Here is an 11,760-nt window from a genome sequence, read left to right as displayed (position 1 = left end):
CCTATTTTCACCCTTTGAATTAACGTAAATTATAAAACGTTTACAAATATAAGTCAAACAAACGGTACTTTGCCTCTCCAACTTCCATCGCTGTAGCCCTTACCGCAGCTTGAGAAAAATCCACTGCGGATGCCATTGGTGAGCGAGGGGGGGCGTATGGCTACATGCCGCGGGCTTTGTAAATGAGGTCTTTGGCATTGTTGATTTCCTGAAACTTCTTCTGGGCAGCCTTCTTCACGTCGTTACCCAGCGTGGAAACGCGGTCGGGATGATGCTTCAGGGCCATCTGCCGATAAGCCTTTTTCACCTCATCGTTGGTGGCTGAGGGGGCAATTCCCAGTACTCTGTAAGCCGCTTCGAGGTTTGTAGAGCTGTCTTTGAGGTTGAGCATCGAGTCGACATCGGCGGCAGAAAGTCCCAGGTATTGGGCTATCTCTTTCAGAACATTAACCTCTTCACTGACAATCATGCCATCGGCTTGGGCGATGATTACCAGGAAGTTGAACAGCTGTAGCCGTTCAGAATAGCCCATATTGAAGCTAATTTGGATGCATGCTTGCCGGATGGTGTTGCTGAACTGCTGCCACCCCATTTGCTTTTGTTGCTCGAAAAGCCTGAGAAGAATCTCCTCTCCCTGCTTCACTGCCACCTCACCAAAGTTCTGTCTGAGGAAGTTGCGTACCGTTTGCATCTCCGAATGCATCACCTTGCCGTCGGCTCGGATGACATACGAGGCCAATGCGAGGATGGAAAAGAGGAACGTGTTGCGCTGTCCTTCGGCGTATTGACGTTGCTGTTGATTGTATTGCGCATACCTGTTGCCCTGATGTTGTCGATATTCGTCACCCGATCCTCCTTCACTGAAACTGTCTAAGCCGCTGTCGAAGAGCCACCCAATTGCAAATCCAGCGAGTGCGCCCAATGGCCCTCCCTGCATCAATCCTAATATTCCGCCTATCCATTTGCCTGCTGCCATTATTCTCTCATTTAATTTTATTCATGCTTGCATGGCGTGTTGCCATTGTATTTCTTTTTATTCCCCAGGCTTTTCGTGTGTTTCAGAACTTCCCCTTGAGCTGATATTGCCCGTTGGTGATGTCCTCAAGCTTCAAACTTTGATAGTCGATGTTGTAGATGGTGGGACCCGATTCCCATAAAAATCCAATTCTCCCATTTTTCTGAAGCGTCATGGTAGAGTAGGCTCCTAGACCAGTTGCCAACATCATGCCTCGCTGCCAGCCGTCGGCCAACTGCTGGGATGTGAGATGTTTCTTGCCCAAGTCTTTGTAAAAGAAGCCGATGCGTGTTCGCTGAGGACCGAAAGGAATCGACTGAATGGCTACGAACGTTTTCTTGCCATCGGCTTTGCGTATGGCTGGGACGACTAAGATTTCACCATTACACTCATTCTCGATGCCTGTGAAGACAGCCGCTTTGGCGCGTTGCCCCCAGGAGCCTTCGGCCTTTTTGAGGTTGCTGAAGGTGAAGACGTTGAACAGTCTGCCGTTGTGACGCGAACTGAGTATGAGACTGCCGTCGGGCAATTCTTCGCATTTCACCTCGTCACCGTCGCGACAGGGAGATGTGTTGATGTCGCCCAGCACGTTCCACTGTCGGCCAAAATCGTCGCTGTAGAGCACGAAGTTGCCTGACAAGGTGCACAGACCGACGTACAGACGGTAGTATTTGCCTACCTTGACGTGGCGGCTTTGGTGTATCTTGCCCGACGTGAAGAAGAGCGACTGGATGGGGCCGGCCTTTCGTTGGTCGAACAGGGGGTATATCTGCTCGGTGATTTCGTGGCCTTTGTCCCATGTCTTTCCGTTGTCATAACTGCGGAAGATGGCGATGCGGTTAGGGTTGTTGCGCGTTGCTTGGAAATATACGGTTTTGCCGGCCGCGCAAGTAGCCAGCACCTCGCTGCTGTTTTTGTCGGCCACCAAGGCGCAGTCGCCAAAAGCATAATCCCACTTGATGTCAGCTTCGTTGCCCTGTCCGTCGGCCAATATCTTCTCTTCCGACCAGGTCTTGCCATTGTCGCCGCTGATGCGATAGACCAAGTCCACGGCTCCATAGCCAATGTCAGAGCCGCAATAGCGGTAGTCTGACGCAGCGATGATGTCGCCGTTGCTGCAAGTGGTGATGGCGGGGATGCGATAGGGGATGGCATCCTTTTCACCTGTCGTGAAAAGTCGTTGCCGGCTGTGACCCTCATTGGTGGCAAGGGTGCTGATGGAGAGCATGAGCACGGCGATGCTGCTGACCGTGCGAAGATGCGTGCCGACTAACTGATGGATGTGGTTGTGATGTGTGAGCATAGCAAAATTCTTGTTGTTCATTGTGTTCCAAATATTGTTTGATGTTGGCAAATGTACGGAAAATTTTTGAAAGCAGCTGTGATTTCATCGCTAAACTCCCGTTAAATAAAAAATCCGGAAAGATTCGAATTTATCTTTACAATAACCTCTTCAGGATTCGTCCGTAGGTGAGCAACACGCACACTGGTGTCAAATACGCCGAAAATGAGCGATTTTCATAAATTGCTGATTGTTAGGTTAATACGTTATGTGATATCCGTTTTCTCATCGTCTTTACCTGAATTGTTGTTTAAAAGCAATGCTTTTGAATGCCAAGATGCCTGCTATTGCCCGCCAAGATGCATGCTTTTGCTCACCAATGGCATGGGAATAACAGCGAAAGTGATGCCTTTTGTCGCATTCAGGTCGTGTTTTTAGATTAAAAAACAGACTTTGATTCCTCTAAAGATGTATGTAAGGTGAGTCCGTGCCTATCAATTCTTTCTATTTCGTCAGTTTTCATGTACCGTTTTACATGTATGTTTTTCTTACACAATAGCAGGAAATGGTAGTGGACAATGTGGCCGAAGAATCTACGAAACGCATTGCTTTTCCGGCCATACACCGTTGCCTTCATGATGACGTGCGGTGCACTCTCTTTGGCAGATGTTTCTCAATGTTGCCCGAAAGGATGGCTAACTTCTCCGCAATGCCATTCAGATAGGAGAAAGCAAAAAGTGCATTCGTGATGGCTTGGCTGCGTGTGGGCTGTTTTTGAGCGATAATCAAAGAATGGAAAATTGACGTCTGGTGTCTTGAAATTGTAATCGAGTAGGAGGTAAACGCCAATGATTAGTGTTTACCTCCTACACGATTTATAATTTAATAGCAATTTCCTTCCTTTTTAATTTCAGTTTTATGAGCGTAAAAAGGTTCTGTTTTGTTAAATATTTTCGTACTCTGGAATATGGTCTAAATATAAATATTTTTTATTTTCATAATCCATTTTGCAGCAATAAGAATCAATGCCGTTGCTGACAATGAGATAGTCGACATGCAGCAGGAAATTATAGGTGGATATTTGGTCGAATACCTTTTGTGTAATGGGGATGGATGGTGCCTTATATTCTATGATCATCCTGGGACGTAGGTGCGAATCGTACAGAACACTGTCGGCTCGCAGTGTTTTGCCGGCCATGTTGAGTTTTATTTCGTTAGCTAACAAGGTGGCGGGATAGTGTTTGTGCTCTATTAAATAATGTATGAAGTGTTGTCTCACCCATTCTTCTGGTGTAAGTGCTACATATCTCTTGCGGAGAATGTCGAAAATGGTGGGCTTGTCTTTCGTGCCGCCTAATTTTATTTGGTAATGGGGTAGGTTTAATGGATACATTTTAGTAATTTTGCATTCAGATACAAAGTTAATAAAAAAACAAGAAAAGAAAAAGACCTGATAGAGATTACACGGTTCGTGATTGAAATGCCAATTTGTATAGCTTTTTATCATGCCCATTTGTATCAAGTCTTTTTGTAATGATGGCTAAAACAGGACCTACATACGATTCTATCTTGCGTGACCTTCAGGCACGGCATTTTTCACCTATTTATATATTAATGGGGGAGGAGTCGTATTTTATCGATAAAATTTCAGATTATATCGCCGAAAATGTCCTGCAACCCGAAGAGCGTGACTTCAATCAAAACATTGTTTTTGGTTCAGACATCAATGCAGCACAGATTGTAGATTTGGCAAAGGGATATCCAATGATGGCCGAATATCGGGTCGTTATCGTGAAAGAAGCGCAAAACTTGCGTGGAACTGACGTGATTGAAAAATATCTGAAAAATCCTGTAAAATCAACAATCTTGGTGCTTTGCCATAAAAACGGTACCATCGACAGACGAAAAAAGCTGATTGGAAGGTCTGAAGCTTTGGGCGTAGTTTTTGAAAGTAAAAAGATGAGAGAGTCAGAACTGCCTTCTTTCATCGCTTCGTATCTGAAACAGAAAAATGTGACCATCGATTATAAGTCGACAGCAATGATTGCCGATCATATTGGATCCGATTTGAATCGGATGATTTCTGTGCTGGACAAATTGCTGATTTCACTTCCGGAAAACAATCGAGTGGTTGTGCCTGAGGTCATTGAAAAGCAAATTGGCGTGAGCAAAGATTTCAATGCTTTCGAACTGAGAAATGCCTTGGTCAATCGGGATGTTTTCAAAGCTAACCAGATTATCAAATATTTTGACAATAATCCTAAAGCTGGGTCTATCTATGCTTTTCTTCCTTTGCTCTTCAGTTATTTCCAAAATCTGATGATTGCCTATTATGCTCCCTCCAAAAATGAGAATGCCGTTGCACAATTTTTGGATCTAAGAGGAGGGTGGGCTGCGCGTGATTATATCACAGGAATGAAAAATTATTCAGGTAAGAAAACCATGCAGATCATTGCTAAGTTTAGAGAAATTGATGCTAAAAGCAAAGGAATCAACAATCCCTACACATCGACAGGGGATTTGATGAAGGAGCTTATTTTTTATATTCTGCACTGAAAAAATACCCATTTGGATCACAAATAACATCAAACGGGTTCCCCTTAAATAAACTTCAAAAGCCTTCTATAACTTCAAATGGGGCTCTAATAATTTCAAATAGGTCCCTAATAACTTCAAATTGGCCGCTAATAGGGTAGCTATTTCCATCTAAAGAGGACTTTTTGCATGCTTAAAAAGCTCTTTTTGCCAAAAATAGACCTCATTTTAGCTTATTTTCGTCTAGAATACAACTTTTATTTTTCATGTTTTTTACCGTTAAACCCTGATGGAGTCAAGGTTCTTCGCATTTTAGTGTGCTCATAATTCGCTTATTTAAGCGCACCCTGTACCTTGTTTCAGAATATTGAAATTATGGCGATTTTTCATCTTTCTACCACAAACAAATTTACGCTTAACTATTTTTGTGATTTAAAACCGCAAAAGATTACATTCTCGTGAATTTGTGATTGTAAATTTAAAAGTGGACTCTTTTTGTAAATCCACAAACACATAAGAAAATTATAACATGAAAACACAATCTTAAAACGTAAATATTTAGGTTTTATGTTTGATAATTATAAATATACAACAGCAAGAGCTTGTATTAAGTTGCTGATAATCAATCATTATAATGTTTTTCTTCTTCTATTTTCTACATATAACCATTGATTCCTACTTAATTTCATGGTATAGAGCCTGTATACTGTAGAAGAATAAACGATAATTCATTTATTCCCAGCTTTTTATAATTTTTTGCTACATTTATACAAAGCCTTGATTTACGAATGTGATTTATATATCTACATAAAAAGTTGTTGTGTTACATTCCTTTAATGTAGGTTTTATAAATATAAATAACTAAATTCAAACTATTGAATACTAAATATTATATAGATTTGTTTGTTTTGTGATTTTTATTGTTTATCTTTGTAAAGTCAATGAGAATTGCCTTTTTTGGCCTATTTTATGTTGAATGACGGATAAAATGAAAGATCGAATAAAACAATTGATGAATGCTCAGCACATGAATCAGCAAACTTTTGCTGAGGCATTGGATATTTCACCAGCTTCTTTGAGTAGCATTTTTAATGATCGTACAAAACCAACATTAAACCACATCGATGCTATCAAGAAAAAATTTCCAACTATTAATTTAGATTGGTTATTGTATGGCAATGGTCCTATGTTTATGGATGAATATACAGGTGATATCGATAATTATACAGTTTCAACACCTACTCCTGAGTCTGTCTTAAAGTTTGATGACTCTCCTTCTACTCCACAAGAGAGTAATGTAGTTCAACCGCAGTTAAGTTTTGTTGAGCAGCGTAATCAACTTCAACAAGTCGCTAATAACACTACGAAATATATTGACAATAATCCGCGCAAGATAAGCGAAATAAGAGTATTCTATGATGACCAAACATGGGAAACTTTTGTGCCTAAAAAATAAGCGTTTCGTGTAACATTAACTGAGTCATTTCAGTCAATTGGTTTATTGTTATTCCATACTCATAATAAGCTTTTCTATTTTGTTCAATCTTACAAAAGATTGAACGATTATTGATATAGGTGTTTTTATTTATTTCTTTCATTTGTGAGTGTGTCCTATTTGTGCTAACTTTGCACTTAATATAATAATGTGTTTCACGATTATTCAATTTAAATAGGTGTCTATTGAAAGTTGAGCTTATTCTTCGTTCAGACAAACGAGGTTTATATGTAATATCATTATCCTTGCGTGTCACGGTTTAAGATTTGTCCATGACTCCCTATTTCAATACTATTATAACGAAATTGTTCAATGAGAAAGATTTGCGAAGATTTCCTTGTACAAGCAACAGAGCAATTAAGCGATCGTCATTGGCTCATGCGATTGCGTTCATCATCGGCATTGCCTGAGATGCATCCAGGCCAATTCGTACAGGTTCATATTGACGATTCACCTACAACTTACTTGCGTCGGCCCATTTCCATTAACATGGTGGATTACGAACGCAATGAGATATTATTGCTTGTGGCCGCAATAGGTGAAGGAACCCGTCATCTGGTGCGAAAGAAACCCGGTGACAAGGTCAATTGTTTGTTACCTCTCGGAAATAGTTTTACCATGCCCCGCTCTACCGATGAACGTTTCTTGCTCGTTGGAGGTGGAGTGGGAATCGCTCCAATGCTTTTCTTGGGAAAGCGATTAGTGGAGATGGGAGTGCGCCCTTCGTTTTTGTTAGGCGCGCGAACAACTGACGAATTGCTTGAAAAGGACATGTTTAGTGAGTTTGGTGACCTATATCTCACCACGGAAGATGGTTCAGAAGGCGAGAAAGGTTATGTAACCAATCATTCCATTCTCAAGGAAAAGCAATTCGACCGCATCGCCACCTGCGGCCCCAAACCTATGATGATGTCAGTGGCACGCTATGCCACGCAGAACGACATAGCATGCGAAGTTTCGTTAGAGAATGATATGGCGTGCGGCTTAGGTGCCTGTCTTTGTTGTGTGGAAGATACTACTGACGGGCATATCTGCGTCTGTACAGAAGGTCCAGTGTTAAATATTAAGAAGTTATTATGGCAGCTCTAAATGTAAAAATAAATGACATTGAGTTTAAGAATCCAATCTTAACCGCTTCGGGTACTTTCGGGTATGGACTCGAATTTGCCGATTTGGTACCATTAGATCAGCTCGGTGGCATCATTGTCAAGGGTACAACACTCCATCCTCGTCAAGGAAATAAGTATCCACGAATGGCCGAAACGCCGCATGGCATGCTCAACTGTGTGGGCCTGCAGAATAAGGGTGTTGACTATTTCTGCACAGAAATCTATCCAAAGATTAAGGATATCGATACCCACATGATCGTCAATGTCAGTGGAAACACGCCCGATGATTATGCCGAGTGTGCGGCCCGTATCGATGCCCTGGACAAGATTCCGGCCATCGAACTCAATATTTCCTGTCCTAATGTCAAAGAGGGCGGCATGGCTTTCGGCGTATCTTGTGCAGGAGCGGCAGCGGTTGTCAAAGCCGTTCGACGGGCTTATCACAAGACACTCATCGTCAAGTTGTCGCCCAATGTCACCGATGTGGCTGAAATAGCACGAGCTTGTGAGGCCGAAGGAGCCGACAGCGTTTCGCTTATCAACACCCTCATGGGCATGGCCATTGACGTAGAGCGGCGCAAACCCGTGTTGAGCATTGCCACAGGTGGTCTCAGTGGACCGGCTGTAAAGCCCGTAGCGTTGCGCATGGTATGGCAAGTGGCCAAAGCAGTCAGCATCCCTGTCATTGGACTTGGAGGGATTTCTACGGCGAAAGATGCCCTCGAATTCTTCATGGCAGGTGCCACGGCCATCCAGATTGGCACGGCCAATTTTGTCGATCCCATGGCTACCATCCACGTTCGAGATGGTGTGAACCGCTGGCTCGATGACCATGGCTGTGCTTCGGTGACAGAAATCATTGGCGCATTGGATGTTTAAACCGACTTAAACCTGCGCATCCCGTTCATCTGTCGAATCCGCATAGACTCTAAAAAAACATTTCCTATGAAAATACATCATACATTAATTAGCATAGCCTTTGCTTCTTTTTTATGCTCATGCGAGAGTGTACAAAGTTTAGAAGGGCTTGTAGTAGAGCATAATAACTCGTTGACGTAATTAAGTATGCACTAAATTAATTCCGCCAACGGGTATGATATAAGCCCAAGTGCATCAACTGACTTCAGTTCAACCTTTTCCTTTCCCAGCGTTATCTCAAATTTTAATGAACTATTGTCCGCGTGTATCAATTTTTTTGTAAGTTTGCAATATTGAAATTTATAAAATCAAGGATATGAATAAAGCTAAAATTTTATTGTTGACCTTTGCTACAGCATTGCTCGTAGCATGTGGAACAACGCGAACCGTGCCTATCACGGGCCGTAAACAGAATTTGATGGTCTCGGATGAGCAGGTGCTTAGTTTGAGCAAACAGGAATACGACAAGTACATGGCTTCGGCTACCAAGTCGTCCAATGCAGCCAACACGGCCATGGTGAGGCGCGTGGGACAGCGGCTGGCCCGTGCCGTTGAGAACTATTTCAACAGCCATGGACTGAGCGAAGAGCTGCAGCACTATAGCTGGGAGTTCAACCTTGTCGCCGACAAGCAGGCCAACGCATTCTGTATGCCCGGTGGTAAAATCGTGGTGTACGAAGGCCTCCTGCCCTATACACAGAACGAACCGTCCCTGGCAGTGGTTGTAGGTCACGAGATAGCGCATGCCGTTGCCCGTCACAGTGCCGAGCAGATGAGCAAACAAATCAGGGATCATCTGGGCGTGCAGGTGCTTGGCGGTGCCCTCGGTGCGCTGGGTGTGGGAAATACCACCACACAGATTGCACAGGTTGTGGCCCAACAAGGATTGCAATTCCGCAACCTGAAATATTCACGCGACCATGAGTTGGAGGCCGACAACATGGGACTTATCTTTGCCGCCATGGCCGGTTACGATCCTCGGGTGGCCGTCCCATTCTGGCAGCGCATGGCCAGTGGCAAGGGAAACCAGAGCGACATGTTCAGCACTCACCCCGCCGATGCCAAGCGCATTGCCGCCTTGCAGCGTCTTATGCCCACAGCTTTGCAATATTATAATGGTGGCTCGGGTGTCGCAGCAGCCCCTGCTCCAAAGACGAGCAGGAAGCTGACTAACAAGAAACAGTCATCCCGACAAAAGACGGTTTCTGCCTCCAGCCTTTACAGGAACACGGGGAAGTAACCGCATCGACCATCTTTCACAGGGCCTGGTAGGATAGTTAGTTCCTACCAGGCCCTGTCCTGTCTGGGCTGATGGGTCATCCGTCCGCCATCGGTTCAACATTTATAGTCTGCCTCTTCTGACACCTTTTTAAAAGATGTGCATCATATTGATTTCCAGTAGTTTATGTCTTTCGTTGGAAAAGCATTGACTTTGCCCGCCAAAGTCATAGGTATTGGGCATCAATGTCATTGACTTTGGCGGGCAAAGTCAATGCCCTTCCGTCTGCACAATATAGGATGAACGCTTCTTCCCTGGTGGGTCAATCATCTTTTTTTATTTTCCACCTACAGAAAGAGCGATTTTTCTTGCCCCAACAGGCGTATAATTCAAGAATTTTCTATAAATTTGTTGCGGATTGATATACAATTCGGCACCGTTTCTTTGCAGTGCGCCCCATTTCCGAATGGCTCCACCTGCAGCGGTGTCTGTTTACCAAAACCTTATACAAATGATAGAATACATTTCACAACATTTATGGCTCGTTTGGACCATCGTAGCCATGCTCTGCCTAATTATCGAGCTGGGGTCGGGCGATTTCTTTGTCACTTGCTTCGCCATCGGTGCGATGGATGCCATGATCGTCTCACTCTTTGACGTGCCACTCTGGCTTCAGATTATCATTTTCGCCGTGTGCTCCGTGCTGAGCCTCGTGTTCGTGCGACCGCCATTAGTACATGCCCTGCATGCCTCGGGCGACAACCGGGTCAGCAATGCCGAGGCCCTCATCGGGCGAACCGGCACGGTGGAAGAGCCTATCACGGGCGAACACAGCGGCTATGTCAAGATTGACGGCGACGTGTGGAAGGCAGTCAGCACCGACTTGGAAACCATCCAGCGGGGCGAGCGGGTGCGCGTGGTCAGGATGGACAGCATCATCCTCACCGTGGAGCGGTGCCTGTAACGCATGAATTATTCACTAAAAAACTTCATATCATGATTGCAACCTATGTGTTAGTGGCGATTGTTGTATTGGCCTTGATTTTCGTCAAGCAGGCCATCATCATCATCCCACAGTCAGAAACCAAAATCGTAGAGCGTCTGGGCAAGTACTATGCTACCCTCAGTCCTGGCATCAACGTCATTATCCCGTTTATCGACCGTGCCAAGAACATCGTGACACTCAACCGCGGCCGCTACATCTACAGCACCAGTATCGACCTACGCGAGCAGGTGTACGACTTTGACAAGCAGAATGTTATCACCAAAGACAACATTCAGATGCAGATCAATGCCCTGTTGTATTTCCAGATTGTGGACCCATTTAAGGCCGTTTACGAAATCAACAACCTGCCCAACGCCATCGAGAAGCTCACACAGACCACCCTGCGTAACATCATCGGCGAGCTGGAACTGGACCAGACACTCACCTCGCGCGACACCATCAACACCAAGTTGCGCGCCGTTCTCGACGACGCCACCAACAAGTGGGGCATCAAGGTGAACCGTGTGGAACTGCAAGACATCACGCCACCCGAGAGTGTGTTGCAGGCCATGGAGAAACAGATGCAGGCAGAGCGTAACAAACGTGCTACCATTCTGACCAGCGAGGGCGAGAAGCAAGCGGCCATCTTGCAGTCGGAAGGCGAGAAGACCAGCACCATCAACCGCGCAGAGGCCACCAAGCAGCAGGCCATTCTCTTTGCCGAGGGTGAGGCCACGGCACGCATTCGCAAGGCTGAGGCCGAGGCCATCGCCATCCAGAAGATTACCGAGGCCGTGGGACAAAGTACCAATCCGGCCAATTACCTCCTGGCCCAGAAGTACATCGCCATGATGCAGGAGCTGGCTTCGGGCGATAAGTCAAAGACCGTGTACCTGCCTTACGAGGCCACCAACCTGCTTGGCAGCATCGGAGGCATCAAGGATTTGTTCAAGACCGAATAGCAAAACGCTTGCATAGCCAGAAGAGGTTGCCTTTTCTTAGCCGGAAGTACAGTAGACTAATTCATGTTTAGCGTGTCTTTCTGACAAAAGGCGAGAAAAGGCAACAAGCTTTCTTCGTATTTTAAGGCGGTGTCAAGTCTGTTGTTAAATTGATGGGCGAGGGGGTGGAAGCATCCCGAAAACGCATTTTTCCCACAAAGATAATGACGGACTTGATTCATTTTATCATCAGTCATCAAA

At 44.8% G+C, this 11,760-nt stretch carries 10 protein-coding genes; 7 read left to right on the top strand and 3 right to left on the bottom strand.

Going from position 1 to position 11,760, the window contains the following annotated elements; genetic code table 11:
* Positions 1 to 160: 160 nt before the first annotated feature.
* From HMPREF1254_RS01135 to HMPREF1254_RS01125, 3 genes are all read right to left on the bottom strand, one after another.
* Complete coding sequence (locus tag HMPREF1254_RS01135; RefSeq protein WP_023056801.1) at positions 161 to 976, bottom strand: TerB family tellurite resistance protein; 816 nt, start codon at positions 974 to 976, stop codon at positions 161 to 163.
* An 82-nt stretch (positions 977 to 1,058) separates the two neighbouring features.
* Positions 1,059 to 2,339: a sialidase family protein gene (locus HMPREF1254_RS01130; RefSeq protein WP_023056762.1), complete on the bottom strand. Its 1,281-nt coding sequence runs from the start codon at positions 2,337 to 2,339 to the stop codon at positions 1,059 to 1,061.
* Between the two features lie 901 nt (positions 2,340 to 3,240).
* Positions 3,241 to 3,690 carry a type I restriction enzyme HsdR N-terminal domain-containing protein gene (locus HMPREF1254_RS01125; protein WP_023056786.1) on the bottom strand — a complete coding sequence of 150 codons (450 nt, stop codon included), beginning with the start codon at positions 3,688 to 3,690 and terminating at the stop codon, positions 3,241 to 3,243.
* Between the two features lie 140 nt (positions 3,691 to 3,830).
* Between HMPREF1254_RS01125 and holA the strand changes: the two genes are divergently transcribed.
* The 7 genes from holA (at position 3,831) to HMPREF1254_RS01090 (ending at position 11,520) form a co-directional block, all read left to right on the top strand.
* The gene (holA, locus tag HMPREF1254_RS01120) at positions 3,831 to 4,853 is read left to right on the top strand and encodes a DNA polymerase III subunit delta (RefSeq protein WP_023056775.1); all 1,023 of its coding nucleotides are present in this window, start codon (positions 3,831 to 3,833) and stop codon (positions 4,851 to 4,853) included.
* 967 nt (positions 4,854 to 5,820) lie between these two features.
* The gene (locus tag HMPREF1254_RS01115; RefSeq protein WP_036880125.1) at positions 5,821 to 6,288 is read left to right on the top strand and encodes a helix-turn-helix domain-containing protein; all 468 of its coding nucleotides are present in this window, start codon (positions 5,821 to 5,823) and stop codon (positions 6,286 to 6,288) included.
* Positions 6,289 to 6,639: 351 nt separating this feature from the next.
* Positions 6,640 to 7,416: a dihydroorotate dehydrogenase electron transfer subunit gene (locus tag HMPREF1254_RS01110; RefSeq protein ID WP_023056807.1), complete on the top strand. Its 777-nt coding sequence runs from the start codon at positions 6,640 to 6,642 to the stop codon at positions 7,414 to 7,416.
* The gene (locus HMPREF1254_RS01105) at positions 7,404 to 8,315 is read left to right on the top strand and encodes a dihydroorotate dehydrogenase (protein WP_023056778.1); all 912 of its coding nucleotides are present in this window, start codon (positions 7,404 to 7,406) and stop codon (positions 8,313 to 8,315) included. Before HMPREF1254_RS01110 ends, HMPREF1254_RS01105 begins: the two co-directional genes overlap by 13 nt.
* A 355-nt stretch (positions 8,316 to 8,670) precedes the next feature.
* Complete coding sequence (locus HMPREF1254_RS01100; RefSeq protein ID WP_023056780.1) at positions 8,671 to 9,594, top strand: M48 family metallopeptidase; 924 nt, start codon at positions 8,671 to 8,673, stop codon at positions 9,592 to 9,594.
* 445 nt (positions 9,595 to 10,039) lie between these two features.
* Positions 10,040 to 10,537: an NfeD family protein gene (locus HMPREF1254_RS01095; RefSeq protein ID WP_023056776.1), complete on the top strand. Its 498-nt coding sequence runs from the start codon at positions 10,040 to 10,042 to the stop codon at positions 10,535 to 10,537.
* A 32-nt stretch (positions 10,538 to 10,569) separates the two neighbouring features.
* Positions 10,570 to 11,520, top strand: coding sequence for an SPFH domain-containing protein (locus tag HMPREF1254_RS01090; protein WP_023056772.1), 951 nt, complete (start codon positions 10,570 to 10,572; stop codon positions 11,518 to 11,520).
* The last annotated feature ends 240 nt before the right edge of the window (positions 11,521 to 11,760 follow it).

This window comes from Prevotella sp. BV3P1 (assembly GCF_000479005.1).
GTDB lineage: Bacteria > Bacteroidota > Bacteroidia > Bacteroidales > Bacteroidaceae > Prevotella.
The sequence above is the reverse complement of the archived record's forward strand: the minus strand, read 5'-3'. Positions and strand labels throughout refer to the sequence as shown.